We start from the raw sequence: 17,526 nt of genomic DNA on the forward strand, positions 1-17,526 counted from the left end.
CGCAGAATGGATGGCAGAGGTGCGCCCAGGCGCGCGGATGCAGACGTCGATGCGGTCCCCAGGTCCGCTCCGTCGGCGAAACCGCCGGAGGCAGCCGCACTCGACGAGACGGCGTAGGAGAGAAGCGATACCTGTGAGCGCAGCGACCACGCGAAGCCGCACCCCCGACCGCCTGTGCGCCGAGGCCGTCGACCTCGCCCGCGCCGCCGCCGAGGAGGCCGCCGCGCCCGGCGTGGTCGGCGAGCACGCCGGCCTGGTGTCGGAGGGCGACCGCGTGGTTACGCACTTCTTCGAGTGCAAGGAGCTGGGCTACCGGGGCTGGCGCTGGGCGGTCACCGTGGCCCGCGCCTCCCGCGCCAAGATCGTCACCCTGGACGAGGTCGTCCTCCTGCCCGGCCCCGACGCCCTCCTCGCCCCCGAGTGGGTGCCCTGGAGCGAGCGCCTGCGCCCCGGCGACCTCGGCCCCGGCGACCTCCTCCCCACCGACCAGGACGACCTGCGCCTGGAGCCCGGCTACACCGGCGAGGAGGAGCCGCCGCCGAACTCGGTCGTCTCCGAGGAGATGCGGGAGCTGGCGGAGGCCGAGGACGCCGACGTCACGCCCGGCGCCCCCGCCGTCCAGCCGACGACCCCGGTCCGGGGCACCATCGCGTCCGTAGCCGAGGAACTCGGCATGCGCCGCGCGCGCGTCCTGTCCCGCTACGGCCTGCACATCGCGGCGGACCGCTGGGAGGAGGCCTTCGGCCCGAAGACGGCCATGGCCCAGGCGGCCCCCGCCACCTGCATGAGCTGCGGCTTCCTCGCCCCCATCGGCGGCTCCCTCGGCCAGGCCTTCGGCGTCTGCGCCAACGAGTTCTCCCCCGCGGACGGCCGCGTGGTCTCCCTCTCCTACGGCTGCGGAGGCCACTCCGAGGCCGCGGTCATGCCCAAGCCCCCGCAGCCCGCCGCCCCGGTCATCGACGAGACCCGCGTCGACCCCTTCCCGCTCCGCCCGGCCCGCGACTCCGGCTCCGTCCCGGAGACCGGCGACGACGAGACGGCGGAACTCGGCCACTCCTGAACCGCCGGTACGGCCTCCGACCCGACCCACACCTCGGCCCACACCGTCTTCTTCGGCGAGGCCCCGGGAGCGGTGCCCCAGCGCTGGGCGAGCGCGTCCACGAGGACGAGTCCCCGCCCGGCGTCGGCGTCGGGCGCGGGCCGGAGGTGCTCCGGCAGCCGGTCACCGCGCGTATCGGTCACCTCGATACGGAGCGTGTCCCCGACGGCGTACATCGTCAGCCGGAAATCCCGTCCGGCCACTCGACCGTGGCTGGCCGCGTTGGCCGCCAGCTCGGCCACGATCAGCGCCGCCGGGTCCAACGGCAGCCCCCAGGAGCGTAGTTGCTCCGTGGCGAGCAGCCGGGCGAGCCGGGCGCCACGTGGCGTGGGGGACAGCTGCACCGTGAAGTTCGGGATGCGGGTGGAGATGTGGGTGGAGATTTCCTGGTTCACATCACTCAGAGTGGCGGCAGCTGATACCTGTGAACAGTGACGAAGCGGTTGCGTAGAGTCACTGTCCGGCGCACGACGGGTGGTGTCGGAGCTTGTCGAGAAGGGGGCTGCTCTGGTGAGTGAGGAAGAGGAACCGGGGTGGGAGGTCGAGCCGGATGACGAGTGGGGCGTGGCCGTCATCGCCACGGTGGGCCGCCAGCTGAAGCTCCGCCGTGAGGCGCTGGGCATCCGCGCGGCGGATTTCGCCAGGACCGTCGGCTACAGCGAGGACATGGTCTACAAGATCGAGTCCGGCAAGCGGATCCCGAGGCCGGAGTACCTCGACAAGGCCGACAAGGTCTTGGACGCGGGTGGGTTGCTGGCGGCGATGAAGGAGGACGTGGAGAAGGTCCGGTATCCGAAGAAGGTTCGGGCTTTGGCGGAGAGAGAGGCCAAGGCCGTCGAGATTCAGCTCTACGATCCGCTCAACATCCACGGGCTGTTGCAGACACCCGAGTACGCACGAGCGCTGTTGCTGATGCGGCGGCCCGCGTACAGCAGCGAAGAGGTGGAGCGGTACCTGTCGGCGCGGATGGCTCGTAAGTCCATCTTCGAGCGGGACCCGGCGCCCGAGATCAGCTTCGTCCTGGAGGAGTGGACGCTGCGACGGCCGCTCGGAGGCAAGGATGTGCTGCATCGCCAGCTGGAACACCTTCTCGCGGCGGCACAGTTGCGCGGCGTGGAGGTTCAGGTGATGCCGATGGACATCGGCGAACACGCCGGTATCGCCGGTGGCATCGAGGTGCTGAAGTTCGCGGACGGCTCGGCAGTGGGCCGCTCGCCCGCAGTCGTCAACGGCCGACCGGTCGAGGAGCCGAGGCATCTCCGTATCCTTGAGCTGCGCTACGGCATCCTCCGGGCGCAGGCGCTCACCCCCCGTGAGTCCACGACCTTCATCGAGAAACTGCTGGGGGCAACATGATCCGCTGGTTCAAGAGCAGCTACAGCAGCAGCAGTGAAGGCGACTCCTGCGTCGAAGTGGGCCTGGACTGGTTCAAGAGCAGCTACAGCAGTGGTCCCGACGGCGACTCCTGCGTAGAGGTCGCCCCCACCCCCGCCACCATCCACATCAGGGACTCCAAGCAGAACGACGGTCCCCTCCTCACCGTCGCCCCTTCCACCTGGACGCAGTTCGTCTCGTACGCAGCCCGGAGCTGAAACCCCACCCCCCTCCGCCCTGTACCTTCGTCCACAGGCGGAAGAGGAGAGTGGACGTGAGCAAGTTCGTGCGGCCGGCGGCCGAGGGTGCCGATCCGTTCGGGACCGCCCGGCTGCGGCGTGGGGTTCTCGATGCGTGGGCGACCAGTCCCGCCCGGTTCCGGGAGGACGCCAACGCCGAGGAGGATCTCGTCCTCGGCGGTTACCGGGACCGACTCGTGGTCGAGCTGGCGCAGAACGCCGCCGACGCCGCCGCACGGGCACACGTGCCGGGGCGGTTGCGGCTCACCCTCCGGGACGGCGTGCTCGTGGCGGCGAACACCGGGGCCCCGCTGGACGCGGCCGGTGTCGAGTCGTTGTCGACGCTGCGGGCCTCCGCCAAGCGGGACACCGAGGCGACGCACGGTGCCGTCGGCCGGTTCGGGGTCGGTTTCGCCGCCGTACTCGCGGTGACCGACGAGCCGGCCATCGTGGGCCGGCACGGGGGTGTGCGCTGGTCCCTCGCGGAGTCGAGGGAGCTGGCCGCCGACGTCGCCCGGCACAGCCCGGGGCTGGGGGACGAGGTGCGCCGCCGGGACGGTCACGTGCCCCTGCTGCGGCTGCCCTTCGCGGCCGAGGGCACGGCCCCGGAGCCGTACGACACCGCCGTGATCCTGCCTCTGCGGGACGCCGCCGCCGCCGATCTCGCCGAGCGGCTCCTCGGCGGCATCGATGACGCCCTGCTCCTCGCCCTGCCGGGGCTGGCGGAGGTGGTCGTGGAGGTCAACGGGGAGGCGCCGCGCACCCTGACCCGGCGTACCGACGGTGCCTTCACGGTGGTGGACGACTCCCGTGACGGCGTCACGAACTGGCGCACCGCCTCCGCGCACGGGCCGCTCACCCCGGACCTCCTCGCGGACCGTCCGGTCGAGGAGCGGCTGCGTCCGCACTGGTCCGTGACCTGGGCCGTGCCCGTGGACGCGTACGGCGCTCCGGTCCGGCCCCGTACCTCCCCGGTCGTGCACGCGCCCACCCCCAGCGACGAGCCGCTCGGCGTGCCCGCCCTGCTCATCGCCTCGTTCCCGCTCGACACCACCCGTCGGCACGCGGCGCCCGGCCCCCTCACCGACTTCCTGGTGCAGCGGGCGGCCGACGCCTACGCCGAACTGCTCGGCGCGTGGCGCCCGGTGGGGGAGGGGGTCATCGATCTCGTGCCCGGGGCGCTGGGCCGGGGGGAACTGGACGGGGCCCTGCGGCAGGCCGTGCTGGAGCGGTTGCCGCGCACCGCCTTCCTGCCGCCGGCCGTCGAGGCCAAGGGCGACGACGAGCTGCCGGAGGCCCTGCGGCCCCGGGACGCCGAGGTCGTGGAGGGCGCCGGGGCCGACACCGTACGGGTGCTCGCCGAGGTGCTGCCCACCCTGCTCCCGGCCGGCCTGGAGCGGCGGGTCGAGCTGCGCACCCTCGGGGTGGCCCGGCTGCCGCTCGCGGACGCCATCGACCGGCTCGCCGGGCTGGAGAAGGAGCCGGAGTGGTGGTGGCGGCTGTACGACAGCCTCGCCGGGGTCGATCCGGAGAGGCTGTCGGGGCTGCCGGTGCCGCTTGCCGACGGGCGGACGACCATCGGGCCCCGGCAGGTGCTGCTGCCCGCGCCGGACGCCGCCCGGATCGACGCGGACGTGCTGGGGCGGCTCGGGCTGAAGGTGGCCCACGCCGATGCCGCGCACCCGCTGCTGGAGAAGCTGGGCGCGCTGCCCGCGACTCCCCGCGCGGTGCTCACCACCCCGCAGGTGCGGGCCGCCGTGGCGGGCTCCCTCGACGAGGAGGGGGGTCTCGGGTGGGAGGAGGACGCGCCGGACGCCGAGGAGCTGGCCGACACCGTGCTGGGTCTGGTGCGGGACGCCGGGCTGGAGCCAGGGGACGAGCCCTGGCTGGGCGCGCTCGCGCTGCCCGACGAGGAGGGGGAGCTGGCGCCCGCCGGTGAGCTGGTGTTTCCCGGCAGCCCCTTCGCCCGGGTGATCCGTGAGGGTGAACTCGCCGCCGTGGACGCGGAGCTGGCGGAGAGGTGGGGCGAGCAGCCGCTCGCCGCGTGCGGGGTGCTCGCCGACTTCGCGCTCGTCCGGGCCACCGACGTCGTCCTCGATCCGGACGAGCTGGAGCCCCGCGAGGGCGATTACGCCGAGCCGGACGACGCGGGGCTGCTGGACGCCGTGGACGTGTGGTGCGAGGACATCCTCGACCGGTTCCCGGACAGCCCGGTGCCGCCCGTCGCCACCGAACTCGTCGCCGTCCGCGACCTGGACCTGGTGGACGACGACCACTGGCCCGAGGCGCTCGCCCTGCTGGCCCGGCCGCCGCTGCGGGACGCCCTGACCCAGCCCGTGCGGATCCTGCTGCCGGACGGCACCCATGAGGTCGTACGGCCGTACACCGCGTGGTGGCTGCGCGGGCACCCGGTGCTGGACGGGCGGCGCCCGGCCGGTCTGCTCGCGGCCGGCGGGGACCCGCTGCTGCGCGGGCTGTACGAGGAGGCCGACGCCACCGGGTTCGAGGACGAGCAGGTGCTGCGGGCGCTCGGCGTGCGCACCTCCGTCGGCGCGCTGCTGGACGAGCCCGGCGGCGCCGCCGAGCTGCTGGACCGGCTCGCCGACCCGGAGCGGCCCGTCACGCCCGCCCAGTTGCACGGCCTCTACAGCGCGTTGGCGGAGCTGGATCCGGAGCAGGTGACCCTGCCGGACGAGCTGCGGGCCGTGGTCGACGGGCGGGTGGAGGTCGTGGACGCCGGGGCGGCCGTCGTGGTCGACTCGCCGGACCTGCTGCCGTTCACCTCCGGTGTGCCGCTGCTGCCGGTCCGGCCCGCGCGCGCCGCCGAGCTGGCCGAGCTGTTCCAGGTGCGGCGGCTGAGCGAGTCCGTCACCGGCGAGGTGCACTCCGAGGGGAGCGAGCACGACGTACCGGACGCGGTGCGGGTGCTGCTCGGGCCGCGCACGCCTCGGACGTACGTCGAGCACGAGGAACTCGTCGTGGACGGCGTGGAGATCGACTGGCGGCTGACCGACGACGGCGTGCTGCACGCGGCGACCCTGGAGGGGGTGGCCGCCGGGCTGGCGTGGGCCGCCGGGCAGTGGCCCAGGCGGTTCGAGGTGGCGGCGCTGCTGGAGGACCCGTCCCGGACGGAGGAGTTGGCGCGGGACCGCTGGTTCGACTGACCGGCCGCCCCTCGACACAGTTACCACTTCTCGTACAACCTTTCACATTGTCCCCACGTCACATCTGTGGAGTCAGCCGACTCCACAGATCTGAACGTGGGGACATCACATGCGCATCCGTGCCTCTGTCGCCGTCGTGGGCGGCGCTCTGGCCCTGTCCGCTCTCGCCGTCCCGGCCGCCCAGGCCGATGGCGGTTACGGCGACACGAAGATCACCAAGGTGGTCGTGGACGGCGACAACAAGGTGCAGATCGGTACCACCAGCGCGGTGACCATCAAGGTCAGCGTGACCGCGACGGACAACTCGGGCATCAAGGGCGCCCAGGCCTTCGACCTCAAGGGCCCCGGCTACGGCTGGGAGATGACCGGCACGCCGAGCTGCGTCGCCGTCAACTCCACCACGTCCACCTGCACCGCGTCGGTGAAGATCGACCCGAAGGTCGACTACCTCAGCAACAGCAACGCGGGCACCTGGTACGTCGGCGCCTGGATCGACGCCAACGACGACGACTTCGTCCAGAAGGACAAGGCCGGCTCCTTCTCCTTCCAGCGCGCCGCCAAGCTCACCGCCAACGCCACCCCGGAGCCGGTGAAGAAGGGCAAGACCCTCACCGTCACCGGTGCCCTCACCCGCGCCAACTGGGAGTCGCTGAAGTACGGCGGCTACGGCTCGCAGTCCGTGAAGCTCCAGTTCAAGAAGAAGGGCGCCAGCGCCTACACCACGCTGAAAACCGTCAAGGCGGACTCCAAGGGCAACCTGAAGGCCACCACGACCGCCACGGCCGACGGCTCCTACCGCTTCTCCTTCGCGGGCAACGCGAGCACCGCGGCGGTCAGCGCCACCGGTGACTACGTCGACGTGAAGTAAGCGGCCGATCCACAGCACCATCACCACTCAGGGACAACACATGCGTCTTCGTGCCACCGTGGCCGCCGTCTCCGGCGCCCTGGCCCTCTCCGCCCTCGTCCTCCCGGCCGCGCACGCGGCGGACGGCGGCTCGTCCTTCCGCGCCGACGCCCTCAAGGCCGTCGCGCAGCACACCTCGGGCAAGGCGGCGTTCACCGCCACCTCCGCGCCGATCGGCGACCTGAAGGTCTCCTTCTCCGACTTCAAGATCACCAAGGCGATCAAGGTCGGCACCACCAACCAGGTCACCACCTGGGTCACCTACAAGGTCACCCACGCCGCCGACGTGGACGTCACCGACAGCAACGTCCTGACCGGCCCGCTCATCTACCACGGCTCCTCCGAGAACCCGGACGGCGTCCAGGGCGGCCAGGACCCGGCCACCTGCGTCGACACCTCGGCGACGACGGCCACCTGCAAGGGCCCGATCGACATCGACCCGCGCGCGACCGACTCCGAGACCAAGCTGCGCAACTCCCAGGCCGGCACCTGGCACGGCGCGGCCCTCGCCATCGACTTCGAGAACGAGAAGTCCGCCGTCCAGTTCGACCTGGGCACCACCCTGGTCCAGCGCAACTCCACGCTGACGGTCAACGCCTCCCCGGAGCCGGTGAAGAAGGGCGGGACCCTCACCGTCACGGGCAAGCTCTCCCGCGCCAACTGGGAGGACCACAAGTACCACGGCTACACCGGCCAGTCCGTGAAGCTCCAGTTCCGCAAGAAGGGCTCCAGCACCTACACCACGCTGAAGACCGTCAAGACGGACTCCACGGGCGCCCTGAAGACGACGACCAAGGCCACGGCCGACGGCTACTACCGCTTCTCCTTCGCGGGCACCACGACCACCCCGGCGGTCAGCGCCGCGGGTGACTTCATCGACGTGCGCTGAGCCCGTTCGCACCACTTCTCCACCCCGGGGTCCGGCGATCGTCCGGACCCCGGGTCCACCTCGCCACACCTGAACCCACGGGGGTACCCATGCGCATGCGCGCCACCGCGGTCGCCGCGACCGGCGCCCTGGCCCTCGGCATCCTCGCGATGCCGGCCGCCCACGCCACCGGGGGCGATCCTTACGCTCTGGACGCCACCTTCTACAACACCCAGATCAACGGCGGGAGCACCATCGTCGTCGGCACGAAGAACCCGAAGACGGTGGCCGTCACGTTCACGCTGAAGCACGGCGCGGACGTCGACATCCACGCCTCCGACTTCGTCGTCGGTGTCGACCTGTACCGCGGCCTGTCCCTCGACGAGCGGAGCGACACCCTTGCTTCCGCCGAGGCGACCTGCACGGACTCCGCAACCGACCCCGCGACCCTCGCGTCGTGCAAGGCCACTTTCACGGTCGACCCGGCCGGTCTGCGCAACGAGGACGCCGGTGTCTGGCGGACCGGGATCCACGCCGTCGCCTACAACGGCCAGGACCGGGACGACCCGCAGGACCCGAGCCGCATCGGGGTCGCGAAGCGGGACATCGCCAAGAGCCCCGCGCTCCAGCGCCTCGCCAAGCTGACCGCCAACGCCTCCCCGGAGCCGGTGAAGAAGGGCAGGACCATCACGGTCACCGGCCTGCTCTCCCGCGCCAGCTGGGACGACGGCAAGTACCACGGCTTCTCCGCCAGCGGGTACGTGCGGCTCCAGTACCGCAAGAAGGGCACCAGCTCCTACACCACGGTGGCGCAGACCAACGCGGTCACCGGCGGCCGTGTGGAAGCGACGACCAGCGCCTCGTACGACGGCTACTACCGCTTCACCTACGGCGGCAACTGGATCACCTCGGCGGTCACCACCCCGGGTGACTACGTCGACGTGCAGTAGGACGTGCGGCAGGCGGAGGGGTCAGGGTAAGGCGCTCGCAAAAAAGTGGCCGGAAAACCGGCTTGCCGTACAACCCGTCGTATGCCTCGTGGATCTGACCGCGTGAGTCGACCGACTCCACGATCCACCTCTCCCTCCAGGGGAACGCACATGCGCATACGTGCCACCGTGGCCGCCGTCTCCGGCGCCCTGGCCCTCTCCGCCCTCGCCGTCCCGGCCGCGCACGCCACCGGTGACTCGGGTACGCCGTACACGCTGAACGTCAGCTTCTCGAACGTCACCATCGCCAAGGCGATCAAGGTCGGCACCACCAGCAAGGTGAGCGCGAGCTACTCGTACACGCTGACGCACGGCTCCGACGTGGACATCACCAAGGCGGACTTCTACACCGACGCCTTCCTCTACAAGGGCTCGTACGACGACCCGACCGCCGAGCTGTACGGCGACAACCCCGCCACCTGCACCGCCACCTCGGCGACGACGGCCACCTGCAAGGGCACGGTCGACATCTACCCGGCCGACGGCGACCTGATGAACGCCTGGGCCGGTTCGTGGGGCGTGGCCGCCGAGGCGGTCGCCTTCAACGGCCAGGACCAGGACAACCCCGCCGACATGAGCAAGATCGGCTACAAGGACCAGAGCGGCCTGGGCAGCACCCTCGTGCAGCGCGCCTCCAAGCTCACGGTCAACGCCGGCCCCGAGCCGGTCGGCAAGGGCAAGACCCTCACGGTGACGGGCAAGCTGACCCGCGCCAACTGGGAGGACAACCTGTACCACGGGTACTCCGGCCAGCCGGTCAAGCTCCAGTTCAAGAAGGCGGGCACAACCACGTACACCACCGTCAAGACCGTCTACACGGACTCGTACGGCAACCTGAAGACCACCACCACCGCCAACTACGACGGCTACTGGCGCTTCAGCTTCGCGGGCACCTCGACCACCCCGGCGGTCAGCGCCACGGGTGACTACGTCGACGTGCAGTAACACCCGTCCCAGGCCGTATCAGGCCGTCTCAGGCCGGGAAGCGGCGGCCGACCCACCTCCACAGGTACTCCAGGGCGGCCGCCGCCGCCACCGCCACGCCGACCGCCGTCCACGGCAGCTCCAGGCCGACCAGCCTGAGCGCGAAGAAGTCCTGGAGCGCCGGGACCGCGAGGACGAGCAGGAAGGCCACGGCCATCGCGGCCACCAGGGCCACCCGCCACCAGGTGTAGGGGCGGGCGATGATCGCCAGGACCCACATCGAGATCAGGAACAGGGTCAGGGTGGCCGCGCTGGTCTCCGCGTCCAGGGCGCCGGGCCCGGAGTAGTGGTGCCGGGCGAGCAGGTACGTCACGAAGGTCGCCGCGCCGGCCAGCACGCCGCCGGGGACCGCGTACCGCATCACCCGGCGCACGAAGTGGGGTCTGGCCCGCTCCTTGTTCGGCGCCAGGGCCAGGAAGAAGGCCGGGACGCCGATGGTAAGGGTGGACAGCAGGGTCAGGTGCCGGGGCAGGAAGGGGTACTCCACCTGCCAGCACACCACCAGCACCGCGAGCAGGACCGAGTAGACCGTCTTCACCAGGAACAGCGTCGCCACCCGCGTGATGTTGCCGATCACCCGGCGGCCCTCGCCGACCACCGAGGGCAGGCTCGCGAAGCTGTTGTCCAGCAGCACGATCTGCGCCACCGCACGGGTCGCCTCCGAACCGGAGCCCATGGCGACGCCGATGTCGGCGTCCTTCAGGGCCAGCACGTCGTTCACGCCGTCCCCGGTCATCGCGACCGTGTGCCCGTGCGACTGGAGCGCGCCGACCATGTCCCGCTTCTGCTGCGGGCTGACCCGCCCGAAGACGGTGCCCGCGTCGAGGGCCCGCGCCATCGCCGGCCGGTCGGCGGGCAGCCGCCGCGCGTCCACGACCGTACCGTCCAGGCCCAGCTTCGCGGCGACCGCGCCGACCGACACCGCGTTGTCCCCGGAGACGACCTTGGCGCGGACGTTCTGCTCGGCGAAGTAGCGCAGGGTGTCGGAGGCGTCGGGCCGCAGCCGCTGCTCCAGGACGACCAGGGCGGTGGGGCGGGCGCCCCGGGCCGGCTCGGTGTCGTCCAGGTCGCGGTGGGCGCGGGCCAGCAGCAGGACGCGCAGCCCCCGCTCGTTGAGCCGCTCGGTCTCGGCCAGGGCCGGGTCGTCGGGGTGGAGGAGGACGTCGGGGGCGCCCAGCAGCCAGGTGCTGGTCTCGCCGTCACCCTCGCTGAACGCGGCCCCGCTGTACTTGCGGGCGGAGGAGAAGGGGAGCGACTCGACGCAGCGCCAGTCGTCGCTGTCCGGGTAGGCGTCGATGATCGCCTGGAGGGAGGCGTTGGGGCGCGGGTCGGACTCGCCGAGCGCGCCGAGGACCTTGTGGATGTACGACTCGTCGGCCCCGTCCAGCAGCCGCAGCTCGGTGACGTCCATGCCGCCCTCGGTGAGGGTGCCGGTCTTGTCCAGGCAGACGGTGTCGACGCGGGCCAGGCCCTCGATGGCCGGCAGCTCCTGCACCAGGCACTGCTTGCGGCCGAGCCGGATGACGCCGATCGCGAAGGCGACGGAGGTGAGCAGCACCAGCCCCTCGGGGACCATCGGCACGATACCGCCGACCGTGCGGGCCACGGCGTCCTTCACGTCGTCGTTCTTGACGACGAGCTGGGTGATCACGAGTCCGACGGCCGCCGGGACCATCATCCAGGTGACGTACTTGAGGATGACGGAGATGCCGGTGCGCAGCTCGGAGTGGACCAGCGTGAACCGGGAGGCCTCCTCGGCCAGCTGGGCGGCGTAGGCCTCGCGGCCGACCTTGGTGGCGGTGAAGGCACCGCCGCCGGCGACCACGAAGCTGCCGGACATCACCGGGTCGCCCGGGCGTTTGACGACGGGCTCGGCCTCGCCGGTGAGCAGCGACTCGTCGATCTCCAGCCCGTCCGCCTCGGCGCACACCCCGTCGACCACGATCTTGTCGCCGGGCCCGATCTCGATCAGGTCGTCCAGCACGATCTCGTGGGTGGCCACCTCGGTCGCCACCCCGTCCCGCCGTACCGTCGGCCGGGCCTCCCCGATCACCGCGAGCGAGTCCAGGGTCTGTTTGGCCCGCCATTCCTGGACGATGCCGATGCCGGTGTTGGCGAGGATGACGAAGCCGAAGAGGCTGTCCTGGACCGGCGCGACGAGCAGCATGATCAGCCAGAGCACGCCGATGATCGCGTTGAACCGGGTGAAGACGTTGGCCCGGACGATCTCCCCGAGCGACCGGCTGCTGCGCACCGGCACGTCGTTGACGAGGCCGCGGCTGACGCGGTCGGCGACCTCGGCACCGGTCAGCCCGGCCGCGGGGCTCTTCGGCAGGGCCACGTCCATATGGCTCATGCCATCGACGGTACGTGCGGATCTGTCCGTTCACCTGCCGAACAGGACGGCTACTCGGCCCCGGCCGACTTCAGGGCCGCGTCCCTCTTGATCGCCGCGTCCCGCTTGCGGACGTACCAGACACCGATCAGCCCCAGCCCGCCCCCGGCCAGGCAGGTCCACAGCCACCACAGGTGCCCGTGGTCCTCGAACCAGCCGTAGAAGGGCAGCTGGACCAGGAAGAGGACGAACCACACGAGGGTGCCGCCGGTGATCGTGGCGACCACGGGCCCCTCCAGGGGCTCCGGCGCCTCGTGCTTGGGGGTCCACTTAGCCATGCGCACAGCTTAAGCGCCGCCGGTGTCTACGCGCGGAGATAGCGATCTGTCGCTCATACGTTCATACTGAAACCGTTTGTCTTTGACCGCTTCTGATCGTAGAAAACTCCAACGGGGCTCGGGGGAACCCCGCTGGGGATGAGGTCCTCCATGTCCACCTCGGCACCCGCCAAGGTCCCCACCCCCGAGAAGCCGGGTGGCGCGCCCGCCTTCGGCGCCCTCGACCGCTTCTTCAAGATCTCCGAGCGCGGCAGCACCATCGCCCGCGAGGTCCGCGGCGGTTTCGCCACCTTCTTCGCGATGGCGTACATCATCGTGCTGAACCCGATCATCCTCAGCAGCGCGAAGGACATGTACGGGCACCACCTGGACAATGCCCAGCTGGTGACGGCGACGGCGCTGACGGCGGCGTTCACCACGCTGCTGATGGGTGTCATCGGCAACGTGCCGATCGCGCTCGCCGCCGGCCTCGGCGTGAACTCGGTCGTCGCGCTCCAGCTCGCGCCGCGCATGTCCTGGCCGGACGCCATGGGCATGGTCGTCCTCGCGGGCATCGTGGTCATGCTGCTGGTCGCCACCGGTCTGCGCGAGCGCGTGATGAACGCCGTGCCGTTCGGGCTGCGCAAGGCGATCTCGATCGGTATCGGCCTGTTCATCATGCTGATCGGCCTGGTCGACTCCGGCTTCGTCACCCGGATGCCGGACGCCGCCCAGACCACCGTCCCGGTCCAGCTCGGCACCGGCGGTCACCTCACCGGCTGGCCGGTGCTGGTCTTCATCCTGGGCGCGCTGCTCACCTTCGCGCTGATCGTGCGCAAGGTGCCGGGCGCGATCCTCATCTCCATCGTCGGCATGACCGTCCTCGCGGTGATCATCAACGCGGTCGCCACGATCCCCTCCTGGGGCCTGACGGTTCCGAAGTGGCCCGGCAACCCGGTCGCCACCCCCGACTTCGGCCTGGTCGGCCAGGTCAGCCTGTTCGGCGGGTTCTCCAAGGTCGGCGTGCTGACCGGGATCCTCTTCGTCTTCACGGTCCTGCTGTCGTGCTTCTTCGACGCGATGGGCACGATCATGGGCGTCAGCGACGAGGCCAAGCTGACCGACGCCGAGGGCTACATGCCCGGCATCAACAAGGTCCTCTTCGTCGACGGCCTCGCGGTCGCGGCGGGCGGTGCCAGCTCCTCCTCGGCCACCACCGCCTTCGTGGAGTCCACGGCCGGCGTCGGCGAGGGCGCCCGGACCGGTCTCGCGAACATCGTCACGGGCGGCCTCTTCGCCGTGGCGCTGTTCCTCACCCCGATCGCCACGATGGTGCCGTCCCAGGCGGCCACCCCGGCGCTGGTCGCGGTCGGCTTCCTGATCCTGTCGAACTCCATCAAGGAGATCGACTGGGCGGACTACACCATCGCGATCCCGGCCTTCGTGACGATGCTGATGATGCCGTTCACGTACTCGATCACCAACGGCATCGGCATGGGCTTCATCACCTTCACGGTGCTGCGCCTGGCCGCCGGGCGGGCCCGGGAGATCCCGGTGGCGATGTACGCCGTCTCGGCCGTCTTCGCCTTCTACTACCTGATGCCGGCCCTGGGCCTGACCTGAGCCCCGGCGGGAGCCGTCAGGTGACCCCGTAGAACCTCTCCGTCTCCTCGACGGCGGTCTGGAACCGCTGGTCGAAGTCATCGCGAATGAGCGTCCGGACGACATAGTCCTGGACGCTCATTCCTCTTTTCGCCGCGTGGTGCCGGAGCCTTTCGAGCAGCTCCCCGTCTATCCGCAGGCTGAGCACACTGGTCCCCATGCCTACGAGGGTCGCCACATCAGGCCGCGCGATGCGTCGCTTTCCGGAACCGACTCACTCATACGGGTGATCGCAGGGTTCAGTGGCGGGTGTCACGGGCATGCCGGACGCGCCCGAGTGGTCTTTAGCCAGAGTAATGAGTTACTCTAAAGAACATGCCGGACCTTACCCATGGCGACGACGCTGCCGCCGTGAACGCTCTCCGCTCCGCCGTGATGCGGCTGTCCCGTCGGCTCAAGCACCAGCGGGTGGACGAGTCGCTGAGCCCCACCGAGATGTCGGTGCTCGGCACCCTCGCCCGCTGCGGCTCCGCCACCCCGGGCGAACTCGCCCGCAAGGAGCACGTCCAGCCGCCGTCGATGACCCGCATCGTCGCGCTGCTCGAAGCCAAGGGGCTGGTCCGGCTGGAGCCGCACCCCGAGGACCGGCGCCAGAAGGTCGTCACCCAGACCGAACAGGCCGAGGCCATGCTCGAAGAGAGCCGCCGCAAGCGGAACGCCTTCCTGGCCGGCCTGGTCGAGGGCCTCGACGAGGACGAGTGGGCCACCCTGCGCGCCGCCGCCCCCGTGCTGGAGAAGCTCGCACACCTGTAAGCGCACTGAAGGAGGAGGCGAACCCTTTTGAGTACGGGACCCGGAATACCTTCCGCCCCCGCACCGACCACCCCTACCACCCCCGTTTCCCGCAAGTCCTCGATGTTCAGCTCGCTGAGGATCAGGAACTACCGCCTCTTCTTCGCCGGCCAGGTCGTCTCCAACACCGGCACCTGGATGCAGCGCATCGCCCAGGACTGGCTGGTCCTCAGCCTCACCGGCTCCTCCGCGGCCGTCGGCATCACGACGGCCCTGCAGTTCCTGCCGATGCTGCTGTTCGGGCTGTACGGCGGCGTCCTCGTGGACCGCCTGCCCAAGCGGCCCACCCTGCTGGTCACCCAGTCCTCGATGGCCGTGACCGGACTCGCGCTCGCCGCGCTGACCCTCTCCGGCCATGTCCAGGTCTGGCACGTCTACGTCGCCGCCTTCGCCGTCGGCCTCGCCACCGTGGTCGACAACCCGGCCCGCCAGTCCTTCGTCTCCGAGATGGTCGGCCCCGACCAGCTGCAGAACGCGGTCAGCCTGAACTCGGCGAACTTCCAGTCCGCCCGGCTGGTCGGCCCCGCCGTCGCCGGCCTCATGATCACCGGCGTGGGCACCGGCTGGGCGTTCCTCGCCAACGGCCTGTCCTTCGCCGCGCCCATCGCCGGCCTGCTGCTGATGCGCGCCCGGGAGCTGCACGTGGTCGAGCGCGCGCCGCGCGGCAAGGGCCAGCTGCGCGAGGGCCTGAGCTACGTCGCCAAGCGGCCCGAGCTGATCTGGCCGATCGTCCTGGTCGGTTTCATCGGCACCTTCGGCTTCAACTTCCCGGTGTGGCTGTCCGCCTACGCCGACGACGTCTTCGACGCCGGCGCCGGCGCCTACAGCCTCTTCAACACGCTGATGGCCGTCGGCTCCCTGGTCGGCGCCCTGCTGGCCGCCCGGCGCGGCACGGCCCGGCTGCGCGTCCTGATCGCCGCCGCGCTGGCCTTCGGCCTGCTGGAGATCGTCGCCGCGGCGGCGCCGTCGTACTGGCTGTTCGCGCTGCTCATGGTCCCGATCGGGATCTTCGGCCTGACGGTCAACGTCACCGCGAACACGGCCGTGCAGATGGCCACCGACCCGGCCATGCGCGGCCGGGTGATGGCCCTGTTCATGATGGTGTTCATGGGCGGTACGCCGCTGGGCGCGCCCGTGGTCGGCTGGGTCACCGACACCTACGGCGCCCGGTTCGGCTTCGCGGCCGGCGGTGTCGTGTCGGCCGCCGCGGCCGCCGCGATCGGCCTGGCCCTCGTCCGCATCGGCGGCCTGCGCGTGTCGGTGGGCTGGCACCACGGCCACCCGCGGGTCCGTTTCGTACCGCGCGAGCGGGAGCGGCTGGCGACCGCCGCGTAGGCCTGCCGGCCTGGGGTGCCGGAGCGGCAGCGCCGTAAGGGTGCGGATCGTCGCGGCGTGCGGGTCCGCGGTGGTTCGCTCGCGCCCACGCGGTGGAGCCGCATGTCGGCACAGCCCGCGCCCCTTCGGGGCACGACCCCCTAGCCGACCCTCCGGGCCAGCACCTGGCCCGGCCAGTCGTCCGGGCCGTGGGTGTAGGTGTGCGTGGGGGTGAAGCCGTTGGCCTCGTAGTAGGCGACCAGCTTGCGGTCGCCGCCCGCGTAGCAGTCCACGCGCAGCAGCCCCACACCGGCCCGCCGGGTCACCTCGGCGGCGTGCGCGAGCAGGGCGCTGCCCGCGCCCAGCCCCTTGAAGCGGCGGTCGGAGGCGAGCCAGTGGATGTACCGCTCGGGCTCGCCGGGCGGCGGCAGGTGGGACAGGTAGGAGCCGGGCCCGTCGGTGAGGGTGAGGGTGGCGGCCGGTACGCCGTCCACCTCGGCGATGTACGTGGTCCCCGCGTCCATGGCGCCCGCGACCGCCGCCACCGTCCTCTCGCGCCGCGACAGGGGCTCGGTGCCCCACTGCACGGTGCGGCCCTGTGAGACCAGCCACTCCACGCTGCTGTCGAGCATGCCGAGTATCGCGGGCAGGTCGTCGGGGCCGCCTTCTCGAATGGTGATCGCCATGGGCCCATCATGCCGCCCGGAGTCCGGGGCCGTGGGGTGGGATCGTGAGGTCCATGAGACTCTTCGCCGCCGTGATTCCCCCCGAGGACATCGTCGACGAACTCGCCGCGGAGGTGTCCCGGCTGCGGCAGCTGCCGGGCGCCGGCCGGCTGCGCTGGACCGCCCGCCCCGGCTGGCACTTCACCCTGGCGTTCTACGGCGAGGTCGCCGACGACGTCGTACCCGGCCTGTCGGACCGCCTGGCCCGTGCGGCCCACCGCTCGGCCCCCTTCTCCCTCGCCCTCGCGGGCGGCGGCCAGTTCGGCCGGGGCCGCGCGGTGTGGGCGGGCGCCCGCGGGGACCTGGAGGCGCTGCGGCTGCTGGCCGACCGGGCGGAGGCGGCGGCGCGGAAGGCCGGGGTGCCGATGGGGGAGCACCGGCGGTACAAGGCCCATCTGACGCTGGCCCGCAGCCGGGAGGCCGTGGACGTACGGCCGTACGTGGCGGGCCTCGCGGAGTTCGCCGGCGGCACCTGGACCGTGGACGACCTGGCGCTGGTGCGGAGCACTCTGCCGACGTCCGGGGTGCCGGGGGAGCAGCCGCGGTACGAGGTGGTCGAGCGGTGGCCGCTGGGCGGGGGCGGTTAGGCTCGACGGTGTGGACCCGAAAACCCGGAACCGGATCATGGCCGGTGTGCTTGTGCTGATGTTCGTCGTGGTGGCCTTGTCGTCGGCCATGCGGTAGGCATGCCGGGGAACTGCGGCCGTCCTTCGACTGCGGGCGCGTCGTGGCCGGTCGCGCAGTTCCCCGCGCCCCT

At 71.4% G+C, this 17,526-nt stretch carries 16 protein-coding genes and 1 pseudogene; 12 read left to right on the forward strand and 5 right to left on the reverse strand.

Annotated features, from left to right (window positions below; genetic code table 11):
• Positions 1 to 133 precede the first annotated feature (133 nt).
• A complete protein-coding gene (locus ACZ4U1_RS09820; RefSeq protein ID WP_467901712.1) occupies positions 134 to 1,060 on the forward strand; it encodes a DUF3027 domain-containing protein in 927 nt (308 codons plus the stop codon).
• 92 nt (positions 1,061 to 1,152) lie between these two features.
• On the opposite strand, the pseudogene ACZ4U1_RS09825 reads toward ACZ4U1_RS09820, so the two are convergent.
• Positions 1,153 to 1,722 (reverse strand): annotated as a pseudogene (locus tag ACZ4U1_RS09825) (ATP-binding protein); the annotation flags it as partial.
• Here ACZ4U1_RS09825 and ACZ4U1_RS09830 point away from each other — a divergent pair.
• The 7 genes from ACZ4U1_RS09830 (at position 1,610) to ACZ4U1_RS09860 (ending at position 9,585) form a co-directional block, all read left to right on the forward strand.
• Positions 1,610 to 2,455: a helix-turn-helix domain-containing protein gene (locus tag ACZ4U1_RS09830; protein ID WP_467901714.1), complete on the forward strand. Its 846-nt coding sequence runs from the start codon at positions 1,610 to 1,612 to the stop codon at positions 2,453 to 2,455. The pseudogene ACZ4U1_RS09825 and the gene ACZ4U1_RS09830 sit on opposite strands and share 113 nt — an antisense overlap.
• Complete coding sequence (locus tag ACZ4U1_RS09835) at positions 2,452 to 2,691, forward strand: DUF397 domain-containing protein (protein WP_467901716.1); 240 nt, start codon at positions 2,452 to 2,454, stop codon at positions 2,689 to 2,691. The genes ACZ4U1_RS09830 and ACZ4U1_RS09835 overlap by 4 nt, the downstream gene beginning before the upstream one ends.
• 56 nt (positions 2,692 to 2,747) lie before the next feature.
• Positions 2,748 to 5,876, forward strand: a complete 3,129-nt coding sequence (locus ACZ4U1_RS09840) for a sacsin N-terminal ATP-binding-like domain-containing protein (protein ID WP_467901718.1) — start codon at positions 2,748 to 2,750, stop codon at positions 5,874 to 5,876.
• A 109-nt stretch (positions 5,877 to 5,985) separates the two neighbouring features.
• Complete coding sequence (locus tag ACZ4U1_RS09845) at positions 5,986 to 6,744, forward strand: calcium-binding protein (RefSeq protein WP_467901720.1); 759 nt, start codon at positions 5,986 to 5,988, stop codon at positions 6,742 to 6,744.
• A gap of 40 nt (positions 6,745 to 6,784) precedes the next feature.
• Complete coding sequence (locus tag ACZ4U1_RS09850; protein ID WP_467901722.1) at positions 6,785 to 7,672, forward strand: hypothetical protein; 888 nt, start codon at positions 6,785 to 6,787, stop codon at positions 7,670 to 7,672.
• An 89-nt stretch (positions 7,673 to 7,761) separates the two neighbouring features.
• Positions 7,762 to 8,601 carry a hypothetical protein gene (locus tag ACZ4U1_RS09855; RefSeq protein WP_467901724.1) on the forward strand — a complete coding sequence of 280 codons (840 nt, stop codon included), beginning with the start codon at positions 7,762 to 7,764 and terminating at the stop codon, positions 8,599 to 8,601.
• A 150-nt stretch (positions 8,602 to 8,751) separates the two neighbouring features.
• Complete coding sequence (locus ACZ4U1_RS09860) at positions 8,752 to 9,585, forward strand: hypothetical protein (RefSeq protein WP_467901726.1); 834 nt, start codon at positions 8,752 to 8,754, stop codon at positions 9,583 to 9,585.
• A 28-nt stretch (positions 9,586 to 9,613) separates the two neighbouring features.
• Here ACZ4U1_RS09860 and ACZ4U1_RS09865 read toward each other — a convergent pair whose 3' ends face one another.
• Positions 9,614 to 11,980, reverse strand: coding sequence for an HAD-IC family P-type ATPase (locus tag ACZ4U1_RS09865; protein ID WP_467901728.1), 2,367 nt, complete (start codon positions 11,978 to 11,980; stop codon positions 9,614 to 9,616).
• 50 nt (positions 11,981 to 12,030) lie between these two features.
• Positions 12,031 to 12,297 (reverse strand): DUF2530 domain-containing protein, encoded by a 267-nt coding sequence (locus ACZ4U1_RS09870; protein WP_467901730.1) that lies wholly within the window; start codon positions 12,295 to 12,297, stop codon positions 12,031 to 12,033.
• Between the two features lie 150 nt (positions 12,298 to 12,447).
• On the opposite strand from ACZ4U1_RS09870, the gene ACZ4U1_RS09875 reads away from it, so the two are divergent.
• Entirely contained in the window at positions 12,448 to 13,899 is a 1,452-nt protein-coding gene (locus tag ACZ4U1_RS09875; RefSeq protein WP_467901731.1) for an NCS2 family permease, read from the forward strand.
• Between the two features lie 16 nt (positions 13,900 to 13,915).
• On the opposite strand, the gene ACZ4U1_RS09880 is transcribed toward ACZ4U1_RS09875, so the two are convergent.
• Positions 13,916 to 14,098, reverse strand: a complete 183-nt coding sequence (locus ACZ4U1_RS09880) for a ribbon-helix-helix protein, CopG family (RefSeq protein WP_189294974.1) — start codon at positions 14,096 to 14,098, stop codon at positions 13,916 to 13,918.
• A gap of 155 nt (positions 14,099 to 14,253) precedes the next feature.
• Here ACZ4U1_RS09880 and ACZ4U1_RS09885 point away from each other — a divergent pair, with 155 nt between their 5' ends.
• Together ACZ4U1_RS09885 and ACZ4U1_RS09890 are read left to right on the forward strand one after the other, a co-directional pair.
• The gene (locus ACZ4U1_RS09885; RefSeq protein WP_365709003.1) at positions 14,254 to 14,691 is read left to right on the forward strand and encodes a MarR family winged helix-turn-helix transcriptional regulator; all 438 of its coding nucleotides are present in this window, start codon (positions 14,254 to 14,256) and stop codon (positions 14,689 to 14,691) included.
• A 102-nt stretch (positions 14,692 to 14,793) separates the two neighbouring features.
• On the forward strand, positions 14,794 to 16,065 hold the full coding sequence (locus tag ACZ4U1_RS09890; RefSeq protein ID WP_467901734.1) for an MFS transporter: 1,272 nt from the start codon (positions 14,794 to 14,796) through the stop codon (positions 16,063 to 16,065).
• A 140-nt stretch (positions 16,066 to 16,205) separates the two neighbouring features.
• Here ACZ4U1_RS09890 and ACZ4U1_RS09895 read toward each other — a convergent pair whose 3' ends face one another.
• Positions 16,206 to 16,730, reverse strand: a complete 525-nt coding sequence (locus ACZ4U1_RS09895) for a GNAT family N-acetyltransferase (protein WP_467901736.1) — start codon at positions 16,728 to 16,730, stop codon at positions 16,206 to 16,208.
• A 53-nt stretch (positions 16,731 to 16,783) separates the two neighbouring features.
• On the opposite strand from ACZ4U1_RS09895, the gene thpR reads away from it, so the two are divergent.
• Entirely contained in the window at positions 16,784 to 17,356 is a 573-nt protein-coding gene (gene thpR / locus ACZ4U1_RS09900; RefSeq protein WP_467901738.1) for an RNA 2',3'-cyclic phosphodiesterase, read from the forward strand.
• The last annotated feature ends 170 nt before the right edge of the window (positions 17,357 to 17,526 follow it).

Source organism: Streptomyces sp. NPDC028928, from assembly GCF_055564915.1.

Bases quoted from the DNA above. Each gene is read 5' to 3' on its own strand.
- ACZ4U1_RS09855 (WP_467901724.1), top strand. From the start codon at position 7,762: ATGCGCATGCGCGCCACCGCGGTCGCCGCGACCGGCGCCCTGGCCCTC.
- ACZ4U1_RS09850 (WP_467901722.1), top strand. From the start codon at position 6,785: ATGCGTCTTCGTGCCACCGTGGCCGCCGTCTCCGGCGCCCTGGCCCTC.
- ACZ4U1_RS09880 (WP_189294974.1), bottom strand. From the start codon at position 14,098: ATGGGGACCAGTGTGCTCAGCCTGCGGATAGACGGGGAGCTGCTCGAA.
- ACZ4U1_RS09860 (WP_467901726.1), top strand. From the start codon at position 8,752: ATGCGCATACGTGCCACCGTGGCCGCCGTCTCCGGCGCCCTGGCCCTC.
- ACZ4U1_RS09865 (WP_467901728.1), bottom strand. From the start codon at position 11,980: ATGAGCCATATGGACGTGGCCCTGCCGAAGAGCCCCGCGGCCGGGCTG.
- thpR (WP_467901738.1), top strand. From the start codon at position 16,784: ATGAGACTCTTCGCCGCCGTGATTCCCCCCGAGGACATCGTCGACGAA.
- ACZ4U1_RS09895 (WP_467901736.1), bottom strand. From the start codon at position 16,730: ATGGCGATCACCATTCGAGAAGGCGGCCCCGACGACCTGCCCGCGATA.
- ACZ4U1_RS09875 (WP_467901731.1), top strand. From the start codon at position 12,448: ATGTCCACCTCGGCACCCGCCAAGGTCCCCACCCCCGAGAAGCCGGGT.
- ACZ4U1_RS09845 (WP_467901720.1), top strand. From the start codon at position 5,986: ATGCGCATCCGTGCCTCTGTCGCCGTCGTGGGCGGCGCTCTGGCCCTG.
- ACZ4U1_RS09890 (WP_467901734.1), top strand. From the start codon at position 14,794: ATGTTCAGCTCGCTGAGGATCAGGAACTACCGCCTCTTCTTCGCCGGC.
- ACZ4U1_RS09870 (WP_467901730.1), bottom strand. From the start codon at position 12,297: ATGGCTAAGTGGACCCCCAAGCACGAGGCGCCGGAGCCCCTGGAGGGG.
- ACZ4U1_RS09835 (WP_467901716.1), top strand. From the start codon at position 2,452: ATGATCCGCTGGTTCAAGAGCAGCTACAGCAGCAGCAGTGAAGGCGAC.
- ACZ4U1_RS09885 (WP_365709003.1), top strand. From the start codon at position 14,254: ATGCCGGACCTTACCCATGGCGACGACGCTGCCGCCGTGAACGCTCTC.